The sequence below is a fragment of the Bariatricus sp. HCP28S3_A4 genome, assembly GCF_052066395.1.
Classification (GTDB): domain Bacteria; phylum Bacillota; class Clostridia; order Lachnospirales; family Lachnospiraceae; genus Allocoprococcus.
The window spans coordinates 78,378-101,080 of the sequence record NZ_JBQHSE010000006.1 but is presented as its reverse complement, the minus strand read 5'-3'; the positions used below and the strand labels follow the sequence as shown (position 1 = coordinate 101,080).

Sequence of the window (22,703 nt, the reverse complement as noted above, 5' to 3'; positions counted from 1 at the left end):
CTATCTTAACACAGCCACGAAAGATAGGAAAGGTCAAAATGTTACTCTTCTTTTTTCTTCAACATTCGCAGGATCAGATCAACCGAACCATTGATTCCATAACTGGAACTGTTGATCAGCAGATCATAATTCGATGCCTTTCCCCATTCCAGTCCGGTATAGAATTTATAATAATCCACATGCTTTCGATCCAATGCATGCAACATTCTCCGGGCCTGTTTTTCTGTCAGATTCTTATTGACCTCCATGACCCGCTGTACCCGCCGCTCAAATGGCGCCGTGATAAAAATACTGATATGAGGAATGTTATTATTTGCCAGAATCACATCAGCACACCGGCCCATGATAATAAAATCCTCTTCTTTTGCCATATCGCAGAGCAGTTTACTCTGATTAAAGAAAACAGCATCTTTCTTCGGCAGTCCGTGATACCGGTTGAATTCTTCCAGTCTCTGTGCCAGCGTTACCTTCTGAGCTTTTGTAAATGCCTGGCTGGTTCCAACATATCGTGCGCGGTTCTCCTCATCATGAATGTACGGATATCCTCCCTTGTCATAGACAGTATCCTTCTCCGCCTCCAGTCTCCGGAGTACCTCATTGAATATTTCCACGTCATAATAATTGATTTTCAGCGCATCTGCCAGCTGGAATCCGATCTCACTTCCTCCACATCCATATGTTCGTCCGATACAGATGATCATATGGTCCTTTTCCCCGAACCGCTGTGTCAAAGTATTCAGTTTCGCACGTTTGACATCCAGAACATCCCCCTCTGCGAAACTGGTAGGGAGTTCTTCCACTGCTTTCAAAATGTGATCGTATTCTCTCATAATTTCGCTTCGAACCGGTTTTTCCCGAATCGTGCGCGCCATGTTGCTGATCAGGGCAAGCTCGCTTCTCAGCGTATGCCCTTCATTTCTCTCACGCAGTCTCTCGACAATATCATTGATGCACCGTTCTCTGTCTCCATTAAACACTCGTCCCAGAGAAGAACCCAGACTTTCATATACTTTTGCATCCAAATCATAAATTCGTTCTGCCAGCCTTAACAGGCTGTTATTACTATTCTGCATATACTCTTCCCCTCCCTATCTAAAAAACACGAGTGTATCCAGCAGGAACACCGGAACCAATACACAAACAGACCATAACAGATAATGGAAAAATGACGGCATACGAATACCATTTTCTTCTGAAATGGATTTCACCATAAAGTTCGGAGCATTTCCAATGTATGTGTTCGCTCCCATAAATACCGCGCCGCAGGAAATCGCCGTCAGCATTTTCACCGGAACCGTTCCCAGTGTAGTCGCAATTCCTTTTGTGAATCCCATAACGCCTGCCGTTGTAAGGAACACAAGATAGGTCGGCGTGTTATCCAGAAAACTGGAAAGCGCACCGGTCACCCAGAACATTTCCATCGGTTTGGTAAGCCCCAGACTCGCCCCCATACTCTTAAGAATCATAAGCGCCGGCTGCATCGTGATAAATATGCCAATAAAAAGCACCGCAACTTCCTGAATTGCTCCCCATGTGAAATGGTTTTTCTTCCGCACTTCTTGATCCGTCGTTTTAAATGACAGAAATGCTGCCAGAAGAATGATCGCCATTTCGATTATCGCAGGCCAGGTCAGTGTGACACTTCCAAACACAGGAATTCCTTTTACATTTCCCGACGCATCCCGGAAAAGCGGGAGCTCTGGCAACACGCCACTCAGTATAACAGCTGCAACGATCATCACAAGAAAAATAATATTATGCAGACCTTTGATCGTAATCTTTGTGCCCGGTCTGCTGATATCCGGCATCCGCCCTGAAGCAATATCCCTGCAATACGCACGACGATCGATCCAATAAAATACTGTTAATAATACTGCCATATTAAAGAGTAAAATCGGGAACAGATGCAGGCTCCAAAAAAACGGCACTCCTCTGGAAAATCCCATCAAAAGCGGCGGATCTCCCACCGGTGTCAGACACCCTCCGATATTGGACACCAGGAAAATGAAAAACACCATGATATGTGCTCTCTTCTTACGCCACGAGTTCATCTTTATGACCGGGCGCACCATCAGCATACTTGCTCCCGTCGTTCCGATCAGACTTGACAAAACGGTTCCAAGTGCAAGTAATATCACATTCACTCTGGGCGAACCTGCAAGGTCTCCTTCCATCGTAATATTACCAGCCACACAGAAAAGTCCGAACAAAAGCACAATAAATGTTAAATAATCCCCGATGATACATTCCAGAACTGTTTCTGCGGCAGTCCCCATCCCATATACAACCGCATAAGGTATCACAAAAAGAACAGACCACAAAATCACGGCCCACGGCTGATGTTTCTCCCACCACGCCGGTTTGATCAGTGGCATAACTGCAATACAAAGAAGAAGTCCGGCAAACGGAATACACATCCAAAGCGGCGGAACGATTGCCTCTGCCTTTTTTACAGCATGATCCGCTGCCAATACCGCCATTGGACTTGCTAGGTTGACTAAAATAAGAGTGAACAAAGTAGTCATAAAATAATATCGTTTTTTCAAGCTAACACCCTCCCTGACTCATTTTCTCAAAGTATTCTCATACAATGACCGCCCTTTGGGGCACTCCTAATATAGCACACGAAGAGTAAATAATACATCGTCAGATTCACTAATTTTTTCCATTTATCGGTTTTTATAAACAGCTAAATGCTCAGAAAAAGCACGCTGCCGACGATAAAGTCTGCAGCGTGCTCCTTTATTTCACTGATATAAGAGAGTCCTAAAAAATTATCCTTCAATCGTGATATACTTTTTCGTCTCTACTACGGGCTTTGCTTCCTTTTTCGGAATCTCCAGTTTCAAAATGCCATGCTTAAATTCTCCTTTAATATCTTCCTCCGTCAGATCTTCACCTACATAGAAGCTTCTTTGGCAAGCTCCGGAGAAACGTTCCTGACGGATGTATTTTCCGGTCGCTTTATCCTTCTCATTCTCCTCCTGCATCTTCGCAGCATTGATCGTAAGGTATCCATCTTCCAGCGATACCTTTACTTCATCTTTCTTAAAGCCCGGAAGCTCCACTTCAATCGTATATCCTGTATCATGCTCTCTGATATCCGTTTTCATGATATTTTTAGCGCCACGCCCATAGGCTTTCTTTTCCATTCTCTTTACATCTTTGTCATTATAAAACGGGAAACTCCAAAAATCATCAAAAAAGTCATTTCCAAAAATACTCGGTGTCATCATAAGTCATTCCTCCATTCGATTCAATTAATATTCTATTGTTATCTGTTATCCATTATCCTTCAATCGAAATAAACCTTTTTGTCTCAACGGCAGGTTTGGCTTCTTTCTTCGGGATTATCATCTTCAGTGTTCCGTCTTCGAATTTTGCTTTGATATCTTCTTCCGTCACATCATCTCCTACAAAGAAACTTCTGCTTCCGGTTCCTGAATATCTTTCCCTGCGGATGTAATGTCCTTTCTCATCTTTGTCATCTCTCTTCGCATTTACCGAAGCATGAATGGTAAGGTAACCATCTTTCAGTTCTGCCTGTACATCTTCTTTCTTCGCACCCGGGATATTCATCGTAATCTCATATGCGCCATCCTTATCCTGGATATCTGTACTCATCAAATCCGTTGCCCCGTAACTTCCGAATGGATCCTCAAAAAAGTTATCAAATACATCGTTTCTAAAAATACTAGGCATTAACATAAAACATCGCTCCTTCTTAAAATATATATGTATGTTATATTGTTTGTAGATTTGAACTTCGAGATTCAGTTTCTGTTCTTTTATTTTTCCTCTTCCCTTGTTCTAGTTGTAATATAACACTTATTGTTAGCACTGTCAATAGGTGAGTGCTAATTTTTTTTAAATTTTTTTCTCTCCTCAGAATCAAAAACAGCCATTGCAGGAATTGAAATACAGCGTCCAATATTCTGCAATGACTGTTTCTATTCTTTATTTTCTAATTATCTTTTCTTCTAAATTCAGAACTCGCTTATAACTCCTTATAGTGAAAATTCTTCCAATAATTTCTTCTGATACTCCGGATCATTTGCTGCTTTTATGATATCTACCGTCCGATTCTGCTCTTCAAGAAGAATATTCAACTGATTAATCTGCTGCCTTCCAATCGCTTCGCCCTTTATCATTCCAGCGGCTTCGCCATCCTCATACCCCTCCGCGCGGGTCTGGCGCATATTCATCAATTCTTCATTGTGTCCCGTACAGATTCGCATTTTTCGTAATGTTCGCATAAATATCTGCAAGCATTGAGATTTCTAAAAAATTCTGATGTATGAGATAAAATCAGACACTTTTCGCTTAGACAAATAGAACTAAATGCTTTGTCTGTATTCTAACATAAGGAAATACGAAATACAATTCCTTACTGTTCTAAATCAACATAAAAGATGCCCCAAAACACCGTTCAGTTTCGGCATTTCAGGGCATCTTCTGATTCAATATTCTTATTGCGTGTTACGCACAACCACACATCTTCCTCTACGCAATCGGCTCAAAATCCGCCACTCCATGCTTGCACAGCGGGCAGATAAAGTCTTCCGGCAGTTCATCGCCTTCATAGATATAACCGCAGATCTTGCAGACAAATCCTTTCTTTCCTTCGGTCTGTGGTTTCGGTTTTACATAATTCTGATAGTAAGTATAGGTCATCGTTTCTACATTAGAGATCACACGGGATTCTGTAATACTGCAGATGAACATTCCATGTGTATCCAGATCTATATACTGTTCTACCTTTAACGACATGAATGAATTAATGTATTTCGGCAGGAATACCAGTCCATTATCAGAGCGAAGTGTTTCAACGCCTTCGAATTTATCAACCGTTCTTCCGCTCTGGAAACCATATCTCTCAAATACACGGAACGGTGCTTCCGTAGACAGGCAGTTCAGATTCATGATTCCTGTCTGTTTGATCACATGATGAGAGTAATTTGCCTTATTGATCGTTACAGCAACTCGGTTCGGAGTATTTGTAACCTGAGATACTGTATTTACGATCAGACCATTATCCTTCTTTCCATCGTTGGATGTAATCACATACAACCCGTATCCGATGTTGAAAAGTGCAGACAGATCATTTTTATTCGCTGTCTCTGTATTTTGTGCAATATAGTCTACACAAAGCTCATCGGCCAATTTTTCCAGCTGTTCACTGCTCTCTTCATTCAGTGCTGACATGATACGTACTGTATTCTCTGTATAGGTCAGATTTTTACTCTTTTCCAGCATGCCTTTCATAACCTTTGTAGCCATCGGAGCCCAGGAGCCGTTTTCGATAAATGCCACCGTTCTCTTCTGATAATTGCGTTCGGTCAGATGATTGATAAATTCGCGCATGAACGGGAAAATGTCTGCGTTATAAGTCGTAGTGGCAAGTACCAGCTTGTTGTAGCGGAATGCATCTTCTACAGCTTCAGCCATATCCGTGCGGGCAAGGTCATGCAGTTCTACTTTCGGGCATCCTTTTGCACGAAGCTTATCTGCCAATGCATTTACAGCTTTCTTCGTATTGCCATATACGGAAGTATAAACGATCACAATTCCTTCGGATTCTGCTTCGTAGGAAGACCATGTGTTGTAAAGTCCAAGGTAATATCCCAGATTTTCTTTCAAAATCGGTCCGTGCAGCGGGCAGATCGTCTGAATATCCAGCCCTGCCGCTTTCTTCAGCAGATTTTGTACCTGAGCGCCGTATTTTCCTACGATTCCGATATAATAACGACGAGCTTCGCATGCCCAGTCCTCTTCTACATCCAGAGCGCCGAATTTACCGAATCCGTCTGCGGAGAACAGCACTTTGTCACAGGTATCATAAGTTACCATGACTTCCGGCCAGTGAACCATCGGTGCCGCAACAAATGCCAGGGTATGCTTTCCGAGTTCCAGCGTATCCCCTTCTTTGATCACGATCTGTCTATCTGCGAAATCGGTTCCGAAAAACTGTTTCATCATTGCAAAAGCTTTCACACTGGACACGATCTTTGTATCTTTGTAGATATCCATGAAATTCGCAATATTTGCGGAATGATCCGGTTCCATATGCTGAATGATCAGATAATCCGGCTTACGGTCTCCCAGTAAAGCACCGATCTGATCCAGCCATTCATGCTGAAATCTTGCATCTACGGTATCCATAACGGCTACTTTTTCATCCACAATAACATAGGAATTGTATGCCATGCCGTTCGGAACATCATACTGACCTTCAAACAGGTCAATTTCATGATCATTGACACCTACATATTTAATGTCGTTTGTAATCTCCATTATCGTCCTCTCCTTTTCGCTGTTTGCTATAAGGTATTGTATCAAATCATGAGTGTAATGACTAGTCCTATGTCTTATTATGTTGAATTTTTTTGAATACACGAAACGTCTGTTCTCCGCACCCTATGCAAAATGCAGCATATAGAAGTTCTGACATACTCTGATTATCTATGCTTTAGGGTACTCCGTACAAAGCAGACGGTATGGCTCTTCATCTTCTTCTATCTCCGGAAATCTTCCGATCATTTCATAGAACCGGTTGTCATTCTCATCGTCAGAAGTTTTTCAGCGTATGTTTTCGTGTACTTATCCATTTTCAGATTTCCATTCCGGATCGTGATCAACAAAAATCCGACTTCGTCAAATTTGCCCAGGCCGTAATCCGTGATATCCCATCCCAGCATATTGTCACGAATCTCATTGTATTCTGCGCCTTTATCCGCCCAGTCTGCCGGTGTCCATTTACAAAATGTTGGAATTTCAAATCCATTACACCACCACAGCTTCGGGTTGTCAATCCGAAGCTTATAAGAATCTTTTGAGATGCTGATCATTCAGATATATGTCAGCTGCCGTGTCAAGGTCCTCGAAACGAAGCAGAACCTGATCACCGGCTCCCCAAAGCCACTGCACAGCGCTCCCCTTTTCATCTTCGATACTTTTTATTTATTCTTCCACTTTCTTCAGATAGAAGAGTCGTGAAAAATAATCTCCCTGCTGCTCCCTTGCAAGCATTGGAATTCCTGCAGAACAATCCGATACACTAAGGCCCGCGTACATCAATTCATCTCCATAATGCACTCCGCAATCCATATGTGCACCAAAGCATTCCTGAACAGAATATTTTGCAGTTTCTTCCAGCCCTTTCATATAGATTCTTTCGAATTTTCCCTGTGCCGGTTCCAACAGTCTGAAATAAGCCATCAGCACTTCATCTTTCTTCTCAGAAGCAACCTGCCAAGCTGAATTATTTCCTTCAAACGGACTCTCAAGGCGTGTAAATACTCCTTGCTGAATCAGCTTTCTGTGCTCTTTCATAAAGGAAATCTGTTCTTGCATCTTTTCAATCTCATCTTCCGGAAGCTTTGTGATATCCAGTTCGTAGCCAAACGTTCCAAAGAATGCCACATTTGCTCTCGTCTCAAGCGGTGTGTCGCGGAATACCTGATGATTCGGAGCCGCAGACACATGGCTGCCTATGCTGCTGATTGGGTATACATAGGAAGTTCCATACTGTATTTTAATTCGATCTATCGCATCGGTGTTGTCTGATGTCCACGCCTGCGGAGCGTAATACAACATACCCGGGTCAAATCTGGCCCCACCGCTTGCACAGGATTCAAACAAAATCTCAGGAAACTCTCCGGTCAGACGTTCATATAAGTCATAAACCCCAAGTATATATTTATGTCTTACTTTTCCCTGCCAACTTCTTCCGTTTCCATTAGAAAATACTTCGGAAAATGCTCGGTTCATATCCCATTTCACATAGGAAACCGGAGCGTCTTTCAGAATCGCTCTCATCTGCGCATGAATGTGATCCACCACTTCTTTTTTTGAGAAGTCAAGCACATACTGATTTCTGCTGTGGCAGTATTGTCTTCTTGTGTCTGCAAGCAGCCAGTCCGGATGCTCACGGTATAAGTCACTGTCCTTGTTCGTCATCTCCGGTTCAAACCAGAGTCCGAATTTCATGCCCATTTCTTCAATCTTTTTTGCAAGCCCTGTTATACCATTCGGAAGCTTTTCAAGGTTCGGATACCAATCCCCAAGAGAGCAGTTATCCCAGTTTCTCTTTCCAAACCATCCGTCATCCAGGACGAATAATTCCACACCGATATCTTTTGCTTTTTTTGCAATATCCAGGATTTTCTCTTCGTTAAAGTCAAAATACGTAGCTTCCCAGTTATTAATTAAAATCGGTCTTTCCTTATCACGCCATGTGCCGCGCGCAAGTCTCGTCCGGTATAATTCATGATAGACCTGACTCATTCCGTTCATACCATTCTCAGAATAAACCATGACCATCTCCGGAGTCTGAAAGCTTTCCCCCTGTTTCAGTTCCCACCGGAATTCATTCGGATGGATTCCGAGTACCACACGTGTCACATCAAAATTATCGACCTCTACCTGTGCCAGGAAATCCCCACTATATACAAGACTGAAACCTAAAACCTCTCCACTGAACTCATCTGCATTCTTTCTCTTCAGCATGAGGAACGGATTAAACTGATGGCTGCTGCACCCACGCATACTGTACACACTTTGTACTCCATAGTTCAGTTCCCGTGTATGTGGGTGGCGCTCCCTGGACCATGTACCTGCCAGTTCTACCATTTCATATTCCTTGTCCGGGAGATCCAGACATCCGCTCATACAATTAAGAAGTGTGATTCCTTCCGAATGCTCACACGAAAAGCGCACATGCTTTGTAATAACCGGAATGTCTTTAAATATGGTATATGACAGCAGAATCTGTGTGTGTATCAGTTTGTCTTCCAGCACAATTTCCAGCGTATCCGCCTCTTCTTCACTTTCAACATAGACAGCCGGAAGTCCTTCAATACCCTTCTTCCCCTTGAAGATCTCATGCTTTTTATATTTGAAGTCAACTGTGCGGCTTCCATCTTCCCGTTCCAGTTCAAATGCCGGATACCTGGTATCTCCCGAACCAAAAGTCGGATATTCTTGTTTCAGGTGTTCCAGAGAAAATGTACTATTTCCTTCGAACGGATACGGAGCCATATCCCTTCTCGCATATTCGATCAGATAGCCAAAATCCTCTTTATCGGTAATATGTTTCCCATAATATACGTGGCCGAGCTGTCCATTCTCTAAAACACGAATGATATAGCTGATCTGTTCATTATATAAATGAAACTCTTTCGTTGATTCATGAAATTTAATTGCCATATTTTACTCCTTTAAACAAATCGTTCTTCACATCAGATACAAAGGGAAGCAATGATCCCTCACCGCTTCTCTCAACTATCTCCCCCAAATATTTATTAGAACCGCTGGTTCCCTCAACAATATATTTTTGCGCAAATAAGAAGACAATGATTGGCGGTATGATTATGATAATCGTAATACACAACATAGGAATAATCTTTTCTGAATGTACTCCCTTAAATGCTGCAAGTCCCAAAGCCAGAGTGTATTTATCTCTGTCCTGTAAGAAAATCAATGGTCCCAGATAGTCATTCCATGCTGCAATCATATTCAATACACCTACCAGTATAAGTGATGGTTTCATAATTGGCACGAATATTTTATAAAAAATCTGGAAATCATTGGCCCCGTCGATTCTGGCTGCCTCTTCATAATCTCTCGGAATACCGGCAAGGAACTGACGCATCAGGAATATGTAGTATGCCGAACCGAACCATGATGGCACGATCAGCGGTTTCAACGTATTGATCCATCCGAACCATTTAAACTCCATGTACTGTGGAATCATGGTTACATCCCACGGAATCATCATCGTTGATAAAAGGATCATAAACAGAATGTTTTTACCTTTAAAGTTATATCTGGTAAATCCGTAAGCAACTACGGCTGCTGAAGCCATAGATCCCACCGCAGAAAGTACGGTTACCGTTAAGGAATTCAAAAAGAATTTTCCGAATGGCTGCGCCTTCCACGCATCAATAAAATTCCCCCAGTTCCAGTTCTCCGGGAAAAAGTTCGGCGGATATGCTACTGCTTCTGCCTCTGTCTTAAATGCAGAAAAGAACATATAGATGAAAGGGAACAAAAAGTAGATTGCAACAACTGTCAATAATACATAAATGATTATCTTCGATTTTTTAGACATCTTCCCCCGGAAAAATTCAGTGCTTTAATATACGAAATGCTGGAAGCTCACCAGATGACGCTTACCAACGAATTGAAAAGATGCGGGACTTTGTTTCATCTGTTTGCTTTACTTACAGAATCAAAACAAGCCTCCACTTCAACACCGGAAAAACCTCAGTATGACTACTCAAGCAGCACTTACTTTGAGCATGCTCTGCAATTTATACAATTTAACTATAACCGTAATATCCAGATCTCAGATATCGCAGATTACATCGGAATCACACGTTCTTATTTATTTAACATTTTTAAGCAAAATCTGAATCTGGCACCAAAAGAATATTTATTGCAGTACCGCATGGACAAAGCAAAAGAATTCCTGGAGGAAACCACCGATTCTATTCAGGATATCGCATTAAGCGTCGGATATAATGACGCTCTGGCTTTTTCCAAAATGTTCCGGCACATTGTCGGAGTTTCTCCTTCCCAATATCGAAAAAGCTTTCTGAATCAAAAATAGCAAACCGTCACACTGACAGATCATATTGCCTGCCCGTGTGACGGTTCTCCTATGCAGCACTGCTGCTGCCACAACTTTTTTCTCTTCCACTCAAAGCCTGACTGTACTCACGCAGCTTCTGCCTTGCTTCAGGACTTAGTTGTCCCGGAGATGGCACCTGGATCTGCACCGTGACATACTGATCACCATGTACAGTTGGATTCTTCATAGAAACGGCACCCTTTCCTTTCAGACGGATCTTGCTTCCCGATTGTGTTCCTTCCCGTATTTTACACACAACACGCCCATCCACGGTAGGCACTGTCACTTCTCCACCAAACACCGCTGTTGTAAACGGAATATTGACTGTAGTATAAATATCTGCTCCTTTTCGTTCAAATCCTGCTTTCTGCCCGACATGCACTTTAAGAAGTAGGTCTCCCGGTTCTCCGCCACCGCTTCCAGGCATACCCTTTCCTTTCAGGCGAATACTTTTGCCATCTTCCATTCCTGCAGGAACATGAATCTGAAGGGACCGTACTTTTTGACCTTGTGTTCCCTGTTCCTGCAGACTAATAATCTTATCACACCCGTGAAATGCCTCATCAAAGCTGACAGAAATATCTGCATGGTAGTCTTCACCTTTCTGCCGGAAGTCCTCCTGACGGAATCCTCCCCTTCCAAAACCTCCTTCATAAAATCTGCTTCCATTTCCCCTAAAGCTTTGGCCTCCAAAGCCACTTCCTGTATTTCCTCGGAACATGTCTCCAAAAACATCTCCGAAAATATCATCCATATTGCTTCCTTCAAAATGGTATTCCCGATAATTTCCATTCGGATCACGGTATGAGCCACTATAGCTTCCATTAAATCCATTGCCATAAGGATTATAACCAGTTGTATTTCCATCCAGACCTGCATGCCCGAATCTGTCATAAACTTTCTTCTTCTCCGGATCACTTAGCACATCATACGCTTCATTGACTTCCTTGAAACATATTTCTGCTTCTTTATTTCCCTGATTGGTATCTGGATGATACTTCTTGGCCAGTTTACGATATGCTTTTTTAATCGTGGCAGCATCTGCATTTTTATTAATTCCAAGTATTTCATAATAATCTCTTTTTGTTCCCATATCCACTCACCTCTGTTCTATTTGTAATATAACACCCACTTTCAAGGAAGTCAACACAAGAATTAAAAATTCTGAATTTTTTTCATTAGAAAAGGGAACGATTCCTCTAAAAGAATTCGTTCCCGCTCTGCTCAATACAGTTCTGAAATTATAATTTACTCATTCCCCGCAATCATCTTCGCTCCGCCGTAGATTCCGGCATTATTTCCTAATGTGGCAAGCTTAAATTCGGTATCTCTTGATGCATGGAATGCATATTCTTTAAAATATTTTTCGATAGGATCCAAGAGTACACTTCCTGCCCTTGATACTCCGCCGCCAATAACAAAAGCTTCCGTATTCACTACACATGAAATACACGCCAATGCTTTGCCGAGTGTTTTGCCCACCAGATCGAGGATTTCAATCGCTATAGCATCATTCTCTTTCGCAGCATCACAGACTTCTTTTGCAGTGAAGTCATCATATTGCCGAAGAATACTTGGCTCATCATGCGCCTTAAGATATCTTTTCGCCACACGGACGATACCCGTTGCCGAACCGTACTGTTCCAGGCATCCTCTCTTTCCGCATCCGCACATTTCTGTTTCATCATCCCAAACCGGAATATGTCCCACTTCACCGGCTGCTCCGTTTGTTCCAGAAAGAATCTCTCCATTCAGGATGATTCCTCCTCCGATTCCGGTTCCGAGTGTGATCATGACAATACTGTGACAACCTTTACCGCCTCCTTGCCACATCTCACCCAGAGCTGCAACATTGGCATCGTTGCCCGCTTTCACTTTCAATCCGGTCAATTCCTGCAGACGGTCAGCCACATTGAACACACCCCATCCAAGATTCACACACTTGAAAACAGTTCCGTCTGCTCCTACCGGTCCCGGAACACCGATTCCGATTCCTTCCACATCGTCTTTACTGATTTCTCTTTCTCTTAAGGTTTCAATCACGGAGTCCGCTATATCTCCCAGAATATATTTTCCGCCTTTCTCAGTTCTGGTAGGTATCTCCCAGGTATGTAACAATTCTCCTGAAGATAAAAATAATCCCATCTTAACCGTCGTTCCTCCAAGGTCAACACCAAAAATATATTTCTTCATAGCCCCTGTCCTCCTATTGAATATTTCTTCTTCACATTATACAAAAAAACCCTGGAATTTACAATGCCTTTACAACATCACACGTTCCAAAATTTTCTTTATTTTTTCTTTCGTCGGCACCTGCCCACTGATAACCACTTTTCCGTCTATCATGATGGACGGCGCAGACATTACTCCCAGTTTTACAATTTCAATCAGATCTTCTACCTTTTCAATCTCTGCTTCCAGTGCCAGTTCTTCCACTGCTTCCTGCACCAATGCATAAACCTTATCGCATTTGTCGCATCCGCTCCCTATCACTTTAATATTCATAAGCAACCTCCCGCATTCTAGTTCTTCAATTTCATCGGTAATCCTACTTTATCTTCCCAGGCAGCAAAAATCTTCTTGATCACCGCCGTACCAATCTTAGAAATAAAAACAAGCTGTGACTTTTCCTGGGGTTCATATGGTGCATAATCAATTTCCTTTCCAACAACATCTACTTTCTGCCATCCTTCCTCCTGCACTTGGAAGAATCCTTTGATTCTGTGCACATCCGGTGACATCGTTCTGAGGAATTCATCCAGACTTTCCTTCGCGACCTCACCTTCAAATTCCATATAAAGTGTCTTCGGTTTCGTTTCAACAGAATTTGTCGTCTCTTCACACTCTGCCCACTGATATTTCAGCAGATCTTGATTCAGAAAATCCAGACTCAAATTACCATTTTCACTTTGTACAATCGGACATACCGGATTGATTTCCCGAATTTTTCCACAGATTTCCATGATTTTCTGTTCATCCGACAAGTCTGTTTTTGTAAGAACCGCCAGGTTACAATGTTTCAACTGACGATCTACCGTCTCCTGATCAACAATCTGATCCATAAAATTCACACAATCAACCAGGCAGATGGTTCCCTGAAAATCATACACATCTCCGCCTGCCGTGATTCTTACCGCCTCCAGAATTTCTTCCAGATTAGACGGATCTCCAAATCCGGAACTTTCTACAAAAAGGTAATCAAACGCTTCCTTTGCCATTTCTGTCAAAGCCTGTACGAATGAAAGCTTCAGACAACTACAGAAAATCGATCCGCGCGTAAGCTCAACCATTTTGATATCATCATCTCTTAAAACGGTTCCGTCAATACTCAGCTTACCCAATTCATTCTGAATGATTCCTGTTCGTTTTCCTTCCAGTTTTTCCAATATTTTCTGCAATACCGTAGTTTTCCCGGATCCTAAAAATCCGGTCAGAATGTACAATTTTGTTTTCCCCATTTTCCTTTACACTACCTTTCTTTTTATTAGTTATACAGATTATCCTGCCAGTTTGTTCTTATACTCTCATTCTCACATTGAAGCATTTCTATACATTAGTTTATCACATACATAGAATCTTTTCAATATGATTAGAAAAAAAGAAAGCCCATGATTGACTTTCCTTTTTTTCCTGTGTAATATCTTTATAGTAACTATGATTCTTTAACTCTGCCATCTGACGGCATACCTGAAAGGAGATTTATCCATGACTAAAGCAAGCTGCTGCGATACCTGCACTTATTACATCTATGATGACGATTATGAATGTTACACCTGTGACCGGGATCTGGATGAGGACGAGATGGTGCGTTTTATGACAGACCACAGCTATCAGTGTCCTTATTATCGTTGTGGTGATGAATATCGCGTCGTACGCAAACAGATGTAACTATTCTTTTTCCGGTTTTGTCCAATTTACAATAAAAATACCTGCACATACCAGAACCAGTGCAATCCCCCCACTCATTCCAAACGCACTTCCTTCTCCCAGAATCAATGCCGAAAGAATTACTCCGAATACCGGATTGGTAAATCCGAAAATTGACACTTTAGAAACCGGATTATATTTCAGAAGAATTCCCCACAATGTGTAAGCGACTGCCGAAATCAGTGCCATATAAAGGAGGAGCATCCCGCCTTTTACGCTAACCGCCGTAAGACGGCCTCCCGCCGCAGTCGCTCCTGCCACCATAATGATTCCACCAAGCAGAAACTGATATCCGCTTAGCATAACCGGATTCTCCGTCTGAGAATATTTCTTGATCAACACTGAGGAAAACGCATAAGCGAGTGCGGAAATAAATACAAATCCATCCCCCATCAGGTTAAAGCTCATACTCACATCGTTTCCGCTCAAGTTAATAATCACCACTCCTGCAAAGCCGATCATGCATCCGATTATTTTCTTTGCATCCAGTTTCTCCATGCGGAACAACAGGCTGGATACAAGAATCGACAAAAACACATTGGACGCCTCTACGATAGACCCCTTCACACCTGTTGTGTGTGCAAGCCCCACGTAGAAGAAGAAATACTGCAGTACCGTCTGAAGCAGGGAAATCTTGATGATCTTTGCGATTGCTGTTCTTCCCGGCTTCAGGAATGTTCTCTGGAGAACGGCTCCAAACAGAATCACGAGCACCCCTGCCAGTGTAAATCTGCATCCCGCAAACAATATTTGTGCCGCCGTATCAGTCGAATCCACCTGAAACAACTTATATCCAACTTTGATACATGGAAATGCGCTTCCCCATAACAGACAACAGATCATGGCAAGCAGGCATACTACCCATGTCTTTCTCATTGTACTTTCTTTTAATTTCATCATGCTTTTCATTCCTTATCCATCAAAATTTTTGAAAGCCGGAAGTAAAACTCCCGGCTTCTCTTCGTTTTTCTATTCATTTTTTATCATACCACAGAATTCTATGACTTTCAACGCAAAGCAAAAATGTACGAAAATAAATTTTCTATCCTGCACAAGCCACAGACGACTGATCTCGGATTACAAACGGCGCGTCAATCGGACTTTCCATATCCCAGAGATGATAACTGCCGTTTGCATAATAAGCCGGACGGCATTTTCTTTCTTTTACTTGTTTCACCAGCTCTTCAACCGTCTGAATTTTTTCCGGGAAAAATGTCGCATAAAGTCCCAACTTCTCCGGTACATGACAATCACTAGAACCAATCGTTGCCAATCCCAGCATTCTGGCGTACTCCGCAGCCTTTTTATTCGCATCATAGAGCGTACTTCCATTCAGCACTTCTACTCCGTCCAAACCATGAACCGACTTCAGATTCTCTTCCAGTCCGCGATTGTTATTTCGGAACGGATGTGCAGAAAAGCACATTCCCCCCTGCTCCTTTACCATAGTAATAAATTCCTGAGCCGGAATTCTTTCCCTGGGATACTCCTTTATTCCCATTGCCACAATATCTCCCTGAAGCGAGAAAAATTCAATACCCGTAAAAATCGGAAAACCCGTCTTTTCTGAATACTCTTCCGCAAAGTCCCGGATTCCCATATTATCATGATCTGTAATACAGATTGCATCCAGACCTCTTGCTTTCGCCAATTCCACCATAATCTCCAGCTTAAGAAAACTGTCTCCCGAATATCTCATCTCATGCATATGCATATCAATTAACATCTGGTTCCCTCCATATTTACCGCCAATAAATATTCGTTGTTTCCGCATAATTACTAAGCTAATCTTAGCACGAAACCATGCAGCCTTGCTAATTGATATTTGCAATATATTTCCTTCACATATTGATATTCTCTATAATTCAGTTTTCTACCGCATCAACTCTGTCAATCTTTCACAGAGTCCATCCCACGACACTGCTTCCAGTCCTTCTTTCTGTGGGAGCGGCATACTCTTCGCTTTCAAAATAGCATCCGCCAGATTTTTTTCAAATTCAGGAAGATCTTCTTCCAACGGCTCATCTTCATTCACCATACAAGGAGGTTCTACAAAAACAGTGCCATTCCCCGGTATATTCCTATCCAGCCACGGCCGAATTCCAGGGAGATCCGTACACACTGTATGCAGACCACACGCCAGTGCCTCAATCACAACAAGCGGAAGTCCCTCATAGAACGAAGGCAGTACAAAAATATCGCTTCGATTCAGTTCTGCGGCAAGTTCTCTTTGTGCAAGTTTTCCCAGAAATCTTATCTGGCAGGGACATTCCTCCGCCACCTTAAGAATCGTACGGAATTCCTCCTCATCTCCATAGCCTCCCGCCAGAACCAGTTCCACGTCTCTTCCTGTTTTTTTCAACTTCTCGTCCACCCTGTCCATGGATCGGATCAGACTTTTTACTCCCTTTTTCTCAGAAATCTTCCCGGCAAAAATAATTCGTACTTTGTCTTCTTTTTTCTGTTTCTTACGTTCCTCATCAATGCAGAATATCTCACTGTTATACCCGGTTCCAACCACCTCAATCAGCTCCGGATGACAGCCGTAACACTCACAAATTTCCCAGCTCTGCTCCTGATGTAAAGCAAAAATACCATCCAGCTTTCGGATCTGTTCCCGAATATATTCTCTCTCCCATGCATTTTTCTTAATCTGCCGGATATCTGACCCATGCGCAATTCCATATACCCGGATGCCCGGACAGATTTCCCTGGCCATTGCTGTCAGGAAATACAAATGATGGCATAAAATTACATCCGGTCTGAATTTCTTCACTGCATAACGTATCTGACTGCGAAATGTTCTCATAAACTGCTCTGTCATCACATCCGTCATATCAGAATATCTGGTGCTTTTATACGGCATCTCGTCTGACATGCCCGCAATTGGGAACGGCAGATCGCCAGATTCAAAGTATACCGGAAAGCATTCTACACCGTCAGGAAAACGCATCGTATCTTTCCTTCCAATTCCGGCTATGACAGCCTGCTCATGTCCCATTTTTTCAAATCCCCTCACCAGCTCTGTCAGATAGATACCACTTCCGGTACTATCGGGCTTCTGAGCGGTAACGCTTAATATTCTCATATCATCATTCTCTCCTGCATCCGATTTATGACAGCATCATTCTATCATTTGCGAATTCGCCGCCACTTACTTCTTCGAACTTAGCCAGCAAATCTGATACATGTAATTTCTTTTTCTCTTCTCCTGAAACATCGTAGATGATCTTACCTTCATGCATCATGATCAGTCTGTTTCCATGTGCAATAGCATCTTTCATATTATGTGTGACCATCATTGCGGTCAACTGATGTTCCTGAATGATTTTATCTGAAATAGCAAGCACTTTCGCTGCCGTCTTTGGATCCAGCGCCGCTGTATGCTCATCAAGAAGAAGTAGTTTCGGCTTCTTAAGAGACGCCATCAACAAAGTAATCGCCTGTCTCTGACCACCTGAAAGAAGTCCCACTTTACTATTCAGTCTTTCTTCCAGCCCCAGGTCCAGCTCACGAAGTGCCTCTTTGTAGCTTTCTCTTTCTTTTCTGGTAATGCCCCAGCCAAGCCCTCTTCGTTCTCCGCGCCTTGCAGCAATTGCCATATTTTCCTCGATCGACATCGTTGCCGCAGTACCAGTCATCGGATCTTGGAACACTCTTCCGAGATAAATTGCACGTTTATGTTCAGAAAGCTTTGTAATATCCACGCCATCGATAATAATCTTCCCTTTATCCACACTCCAGACACCCGCGATTGCATTCAATGTTGTGGATTTTCCGGCACCATTTCCACCAATAACAGTAACAAAATCTCCGGGATTCAGATTCAGATTCACTCCATCAAGCGCCACCTTCTCATTGATCGTTCCCGGGTTAAAAGTCTTATGTATATCCTGAATTTCAAGTAAATATCCCATTACATTGTCCTCCGTTTCTGTAAGTACTTTTCCTTCATGTAAGGAATCGCAAGGAAGCATGCAACTACAACTGCAGAGAACAGTTTCATGTAATCTGACGGCATCTTCAGCCAGAGTACAAAGGCGATTACAATATAATAAATAATTGCACCAACAAATACTGCGCCAAGAGTCAAAGCAAATGCGATTTTCTTTCCTGAACAGAATTTACCGAAAAGTACTTCGCTGATAATAACTGCTGCCAGACCAATTACGATTGCTCCACGTCCCATATTGACATCGGCAGCGCCCTGATACTGAGCATATATTCCACCGCTGAGTCCCACAAGTCCATTGGAGATCATAAGTGCCAGAACTTTGTTGAACCCAGTATTGATTCCCTGAGCTCGTGCCATCTGCTGGTTGCATCCGGTTGCACGGATGGACGCTCCGAGTTCTGTCCCAAAGAACCAGTAAATAACAGCAATCAGTAAAACAGCCCAAATCAGCAATTTCAGAAAGAAATAACCCCTTCCTTCTCCGGTAACATATCGAAGAGATGCCACCAGATCATACTGCATAACATTGATTGCCTGATTCGATTTACCCATGATTCCGAGATTGACCGAATACAAACTGATCTGAGTCAGAATACTGGCCAGGATTCCCGGAATTCCGAATACGGTGTGCAGTATCCCTGTAACAAATCCTGCAGCCATTCCCGCAAGAAAAGCAAAAGCAAGTGCCAGTGCCGGATCCATGCCGCCGCGGATCAACATAACAGCCACCGCTCCTCCTGTTGCAAGGGATCCATCTACCGTCAAATCCGCGAAATCAAGGATCCGGTATGTAATATACACTCCAAGTGCCATAATTCCCCAAATGACTCCCTGCGCAATATTTCCTGGAAGTGCACGCACAAGAGACATTGGATCAAGAGATGCAAAATACGTTGTTACCATGTCTTCTTCCTTTCTTTTTGCCTCCTTTCCTCAAAATCTACAGAAATTCAGCTTGTAATGATTTATTTCCATTTCCCAAGAAAGGACTGTCCCTCCAAACCCACTTGTTCAGAGAGGCAGCCCTGTCCGGAAATCAGATTCCGTTATTCTCAAAAACTATTCTTCAATTGCTTCGTATCCTTCCGGAATCTCGATGCCAAGTTCTTCGCAAATCGTAGGATTGTACATCTTGGTTACTTCCGGAGCTGTTTCAATTTCCATCGTTGATATATCAGCGCCATTTACCAGAACCTCGTAAGCCATCTCACCAGCTCTGTATCCGATATCATAATAGCTGATAGACAGAGTTGCGATACCGCACCCTGAACAGATTCCCTGTTCTCCAGCAATGATCGGCTTCTTAGCCGGCAGGCAGATGTTATTAATTACTTCTGTATTTCCAGCCATTGTATTATCTGTTGGAATGTAAAGTGCATCACATTCAGAAATTGCTGAATTGACGACAGATTGAATCTCATTCGAATCTGCTGCTGTAAATTCTTTACATTCAATTCCTTCTTCTTTCATAGCTTCCGTAAATAATTTTGCCTGATATGCAGAGTTCGGTTCCGCTGAGCAATAAAGAATTCCAACTGTCTTTGCATCCGGTAAGAGCTCAACCAGCATCTTAGCCTGTTCATCAATCGGAGCCAGGTCGCATGTTCCGGAAATGTTCATTCCTGTAGATCCACTCCAGTCCTTAATATCAAGAGCTGTTGCATAGTCTGTTACAGATGTTCCCAGAATCGGAATACTGTCCGTTGCTGCCGCTGCACACTGAAGTGCTGTTGTTGCGTTTGCAAGAATCAGATCTACATTATCAGCAACAAAGTTATTTGCAATCGTAGCACAGTTAGCCTGCTCGCCCTGTCCATTCTGAACATCAAAGGTCACATTGTCTTTACCAAACTTTTCTTCACAGGCATCTTTGAATCCCTGTGTTGCCTGGTCCAATGCCGGATGTTCCAACTGCTGACAAATACCAATCTTATAAACCTTTGCGGAATCTCCTGATGATTCTGCTTCACTTGTCGTTGACTTGCCGTCGCATGCAACAAGTGCCAGTGTCATTACAGTTGCAAGAAACACTGCTAATGCTTTCTTCATTTTCATAATATTGCCTCCTGTCATTTGTCTTACTTTGTCAGAGTAAAACCGTCGCACTTTAACGCGCTAAATTTTTTCACGTGTCTGATTATACAACTTTTTACTGATTTAGTCAAGATATTTTGCCGGCCCCCATCTATAACTGTCAGCCCTCATGGCCAGAGAACAACTATTTTCAGATAATAAAAAGTCGCAACCCCTTGACTATTCAAAGAATCACGACTAAACTGCGGATGACAGGAATCGAACCTGCACGGTTGCCCACCAGATCCTAAGTCTGGCGCGTCTGCCAGTTCCGCCACATCCGCATAATCTTGAATCCACTCGCTTTCCTCTAAATCGAACTGGATTATTAATCCGGAAATCATTTCTTTCCGACTCATGAGCGTGCGGGGATTCGAACCCCGGACAACTTGATTAAAAGTCAAGTGCTCTACCGACTGAGCTACACGCCCTTACCTGGGCCAGTTGGATTCGAACCAACGAATGCAGGAGTCAAAGTCCTGTGCCTTACCGCTTGGCGATGACCCAATAAAATCCCATTTAATAAAAAAAATGCCAGCATCTCTGCTTGCCTTTTTTTACCCTCTATAAATGGAAGGGTGGATACAGGGATTCGAACCCTGGGCCTCCAGAGCCACAATCTGGCGCGCTAACCAACTGCGCTATACCCACCATAAAACGTGCTTGGAGGGATTCGAACCCCCGACCCACGGCTTAGAAGGCCGTTGCTCTATCCAACTGAGCTACAAACACATATGGCATTCAGCCAAGCGGGTGATGGGAATCGAACCCACGTATCCAGCTTGGAAGGCTGGTGTTCTACCATTGAACTACACCCGCATAACCTATCGGGGTGACAGGATTCGAACCTGCGACCTCCTGGTCCCAAACCAGGCGCTCTAGCCAAGCTGAGCCACACCCCGATAACACTTCGCATGATTCATCATTTGCGATCAACATCACTACCCGTGACGCAAGAATTATTATATAATATGTTTTCTCGCTTGTCAACAATAATTTTTATTATTTTTCAATATTTTTTACAGTTATTTATCCAGATATTTAATCTCGCATTTCACATCACAATCCGGTTCGATCTCCATCATAATATAACTGCCTTTTCTTCCTTCCTGCCGAGGATAAGAAAGGCTTCCCGGATTCAAGACAATCATGCCGTCAATCATTTCCAGAAACGGCTTATGCGTATGTCCAAACATGACAATATCTGCATTTCTCATTTTCCCCTCTTCGATGATCCGCTCCGGGCCCAATGATACATAATAATAATGCCCATGTGTCATAAACGCTTTTTTAGTACCGAACACAACCTCCATTTCTCTGAGATTATCAGAGAAAAAATCATTATTTCCCGCAAGCACGTATGCCGGGCATCCACAAACTGCTTCTATGTAATCTTCGCCACCTTCGGTATCGCCAAGATGAACCAGCGCATCAATCTTTCCCGCTTCTTTTAATGCCTTGTCAAACGCTGAATGTCTTCCATGTGTATCACTCACAATCAGAATTTTCATAATTTTTTCTCCATTATCTCACGCATCATGCGGAGTCCTTTTCCTCTGTGACTGAGTTCATTTTTTTTCTCGGGAGCAAGCTCCGCTGAGGTACACCCATACTCCGGCAGATAGAAAATCGGATCATATCCAAATCCATTTCCCCCTGCAATCTCATATCCAATTTTCCCCTCCATCGTTCCACGCACAACTTCATGACTTCCATCCGGGAAAACTGCCGCAATCGCACAGACAAACCGGGCCGTCCTTTCTTCGTCCAGAACCCCTTTCATCCTTGAAAGGAGAAGACTGTTTTTAATATCATAGGAAGTATCTGTCCCAGCATAACGCGCCGAATAAATCCCCGGTTCTTTATTCAGATAATCAATCTCCAATCCGGAATCATCCGCCATAACAATCGCATTCATATTCTTAACTTTATCCAGGCCTGCGATTGCCTTCGCCTTGATCATTGCATTTTCTTCAAACGTCTTTCCGTCTTCTTCAACCTCCACATCAATTCCAACTTCCTTCATGGAAAGTATCTCCATTCCCAGATCGGACAGAATCATACGGATTTCTTTCATTTTGTTCTTATTTCCTGTTGCAAAAATAATCTTCATCT

Annotated in this window: 22 protein-coding genes, 7 tRNA genes and 1 pseudogene; 2 read left to right on the top strand and 28 right to left on the bottom strand. The window is 42.8% G+C overall.

Annotation, left to right across the window (positions count from 1 at the left end; genetic code table 11):
• Positions 1–41: 41 nt before the first annotated feature.
• From ACTNBF_RS05055 to ACTNBF_RS05015, 9 genes and pseudogenes are all read right to left on the bottom strand, one after another.
• Positions 42–1,073, bottom strand: a complete 1,032-nt coding sequence (locus ACTNBF_RS05055) for an AAA family ATPase (RefSeq protein WP_441017903.1) — start codon at positions 1,071–1,073, stop codon at positions 42–44.
• A 15-nt stretch (positions 1,074–1,088) separates the two neighbouring features.
• Complete coding sequence (locus tag ACTNBF_RS05050) at positions 1,089–2,480, bottom strand: sodium:proton antiporter (protein ID WP_441088855.1); 1,392 nt, start codon at positions 2,478–2,480, stop codon at positions 1,089–1,091.
• Positions 2,481–2,774: 294 nt separating this feature from the next.
• Entirely contained in the window at positions 2,775–3,236 is a 462-nt protein-coding gene (locus ACTNBF_RS05045; RefSeq protein ID WP_427807759.1) for an Hsp20/alpha crystallin family protein, read from the bottom strand.
• 52 nt (positions 3,237–3,288) lie between these two features.
• On the bottom strand, positions 3,289–3,708 hold the full coding sequence (locus tag ACTNBF_RS05040) for an Hsp20/alpha crystallin family protein (RefSeq protein WP_427807761.1): 420 nt from the start codon (positions 3,706–3,708) through the stop codon (positions 3,289–3,291).
• 299 nt (positions 3,709–4,007) lie between these two features.
• Positions 4,008–4,238: a hypothetical protein gene (locus ACTNBF_RS05035; RefSeq protein WP_441088840.1), complete on the bottom strand. Its 231-nt coding sequence runs from the start codon at positions 4,236–4,238 to the stop codon at positions 4,008–4,010.
• Positions 4,239–4,503: 265 nt separating this feature from the next.
• A complete protein-coding gene (locus tag ACTNBF_RS05030) occupies positions 4,504–6,294 on the bottom strand; it encodes a flavin reductase (protein ID WP_441088839.1) in 1,791 nt (596 codons plus the stop codon).
• Between the two features lie 168 nt (positions 6,295–6,462).
• Positions 6,463–6,839, bottom strand: a pseudogene (locus ACTNBF_RS05025) (D-lyxose/D-mannose family sugar isomerase).
• A 121-nt stretch (positions 6,840–6,960) separates the two neighbouring features.
• Positions 6,961–9,207 carry an alpha-galactosidase gene (locus tag ACTNBF_RS05020; protein WP_441088838.1) on the bottom strand — a complete coding sequence of 749 codons (2,247 nt, stop codon included), beginning with the start codon at positions 9,205–9,207 and terminating at the stop codon, positions 6,961–6,963.
• A complete protein-coding gene (locus ACTNBF_RS05015; RefSeq protein WP_441088837.1) occupies positions 9,197–10,111 on the bottom strand; it encodes a carbohydrate ABC transporter permease in 915 nt (304 codons plus the stop codon). Before ACTNBF_RS05015 ends, ACTNBF_RS05020 begins: the two co-directional genes overlap by 11 nt.
• 36 nt (positions 10,112–10,147) lie before the next feature.
• Between ACTNBF_RS05015 and ACTNBF_RS05010 the strand changes: the two genes are divergently transcribed.
• Positions 10,148–10,612, top strand: a complete 465-nt coding sequence (locus ACTNBF_RS05010) for a helix-turn-helix transcriptional regulator (RefSeq protein ID WP_427807771.1) — start codon at positions 10,148–10,150, stop codon at positions 10,610–10,612.
• A 49-nt stretch (positions 10,613–10,661) separates the two neighbouring features.
• Here ACTNBF_RS05010 and ACTNBF_RS05005 read toward each other — a convergent pair whose 3' ends face one another.
• The 4 genes from ACTNBF_RS05005 to ACTNBF_RS04990 all read right to left on the bottom strand — a co-directional run bounded on the left by ACTNBF_RS05005 (position 10,662) and on the right by ACTNBF_RS04990 (position 14,091).
• Positions 10,662–11,726 (bottom strand): DnaJ C-terminal domain-containing protein, encoded by a 1,065-nt coding sequence (locus tag ACTNBF_RS05005; RefSeq protein WP_427807773.1) that lies wholly within the window; start codon positions 11,724–11,726, stop codon positions 10,662–10,664.
• Between the two features lie 155 nt (positions 11,727–11,881).
• Positions 11,882–12,826: an ROK family glucokinase gene (locus tag ACTNBF_RS05000; RefSeq protein ID WP_427807775.1), complete on the bottom strand. Its 945-nt coding sequence runs from the start codon at positions 12,824–12,826 to the stop codon at positions 11,882–11,884.
• A 69-nt stretch (positions 12,827–12,895) separates the two neighbouring features.
• Positions 12,896–13,138, bottom strand: a complete 243-nt coding sequence (locus ACTNBF_RS04995; RefSeq protein WP_427818820.1) for a thioredoxin family protein — start codon at positions 13,136–13,138, stop codon at positions 12,896–12,898.
• A gap of 17 nt (positions 13,139–13,155) precedes the next feature.
• The gene (locus tag ACTNBF_RS04990) at positions 13,156–14,091 is read right to left on the bottom strand and encodes a CobW family GTP-binding protein (RefSeq protein WP_441088836.1); all 936 of its coding nucleotides are present in this window, start codon (positions 14,089–14,091) and stop codon (positions 13,156–13,158) included.
• Positions 14,092–14,338: 247 nt separating this feature from the next.
• On the opposite strand from ACTNBF_RS04990, the gene ACTNBF_RS04985 reads away from it, so the two are divergent.
• Complete coding sequence (locus ACTNBF_RS04985) at positions 14,339–14,521, top strand: DUF6472 family protein (protein WP_441088835.1); 183 nt, start codon at positions 14,339–14,341, stop codon at positions 14,519–14,521.
• Here the strand turns inward: ACTNBF_RS04985 and ACTNBF_RS04980 are convergent, their stop codons facing one another.
• From ACTNBF_RS04980 to rdgB, 15 genes are all read right to left on the bottom strand, one after another.
• Complete coding sequence (locus tag ACTNBF_RS04980) at positions 14,522–15,460, bottom strand: DMT family transporter (protein WP_427807783.1); 939 nt, start codon at positions 15,458–15,460, stop codon at positions 14,522–14,524.
• Positions 15,461–15,602: 142 nt separating this feature from the next.
• Positions 15,603–16,286, bottom strand: a complete 684-nt coding sequence (locus tag ACTNBF_RS04975; protein WP_441017893.1) for a PHP domain-containing protein — start codon at positions 16,284–16,286, stop codon at positions 15,603–15,605.
• Between the two features lie 147 nt (positions 16,287–16,433).
• Positions 16,434–17,648: a glycosyltransferase family 4 protein gene (locus tag ACTNBF_RS04970; protein ID WP_427807786.1), complete on the bottom strand. Its 1,215-nt coding sequence runs from the start codon at positions 17,646–17,648 to the stop codon at positions 16,434–16,436.
• A gap of 25 nt (positions 17,649–17,673) precedes the next feature.
• Complete coding sequence (locus tag ACTNBF_RS04965; RefSeq protein ID WP_427807788.1) at positions 17,674–18,477, bottom strand: ABC transporter ATP-binding protein; 804 nt, start codon at positions 18,475–18,477, stop codon at positions 17,674–17,676.
• Positions 18,477–19,418, bottom strand: coding sequence for an ABC transporter permease (locus ACTNBF_RS04960; protein WP_427807790.1), 942 nt, complete (start codon positions 19,416–19,418; stop codon positions 18,477–18,479). Before ACTNBF_RS04960 ends, ACTNBF_RS04965 begins: the two co-directional genes overlap by 1 nt.
• A gap of 156 nt (positions 19,419–19,574) precedes the next feature.
• Positions 19,575–20,570 (bottom strand): ABC transporter substrate binding protein, encoded by a 996-nt coding sequence (locus ACTNBF_RS04955; protein WP_427818817.1) that lies wholly within the window; start codon positions 20,568–20,570, stop codon positions 19,575–19,577.
• A gap of 222 nt (positions 20,571–20,792) precedes the next feature.
• Positions 20,793–20,872, bottom strand: a tRNA-Leu gene (locus tag ACTNBF_RS04950).
• A 74-nt stretch (positions 20,873–20,946) separates the two neighbouring features.
• A tRNA-Lys gene (locus tag ACTNBF_RS04945) sits at positions 20,947–21,019 on the bottom strand.
• Positions 21,020–21,023: 4 nt separating this feature from the next.
• Positions 21,024–21,095: transfer RNA gene (locus tag ACTNBF_RS04940), tRNA-Gln, on the bottom strand.
• A gap of 70 nt (positions 21,096–21,165) precedes the next feature.
• Positions 21,166–21,239, bottom strand: a tRNA-His gene (locus tag ACTNBF_RS04935).
• Between the two features lie 7 nt (positions 21,240–21,246).
• Positions 21,247–21,320 (bottom strand) — tRNA-Arg (locus tag ACTNBF_RS04930).
• A 16-nt stretch (positions 21,321–21,336) separates the two neighbouring features.
• Positions 21,337–21,407: transfer RNA gene (locus ACTNBF_RS04925), tRNA-Gly, on the bottom strand.
• Positions 21,408–21,415: 8 nt separating this feature from the next.
• Positions 21,416–21,490, bottom strand: a tRNA-Pro gene (locus ACTNBF_RS04920).
• A gap of 123 nt (positions 21,491–21,613) precedes the next feature.
• On the bottom strand, positions 21,614–22,099 hold the full coding sequence (locus ACTNBF_RS04915; protein ID WP_427807793.1) for a metallophosphoesterase family protein: 486 nt from the start codon (positions 22,097–22,099) through the stop codon (positions 21,614–21,616).
• Entirely contained in the window at positions 22,096–22,701 is a 606-nt protein-coding gene (gene rdgB / locus ACTNBF_RS04910) for an RdgB/HAM1 family non-canonical purine NTP pyrophosphatase (protein WP_441088834.1), read from the bottom strand. Before rdgB ends, ACTNBF_RS04915 begins: the two co-directional genes overlap by 4 nt.
• Positions 22,702–22,703 lie beyond the last annotated feature (2 nt).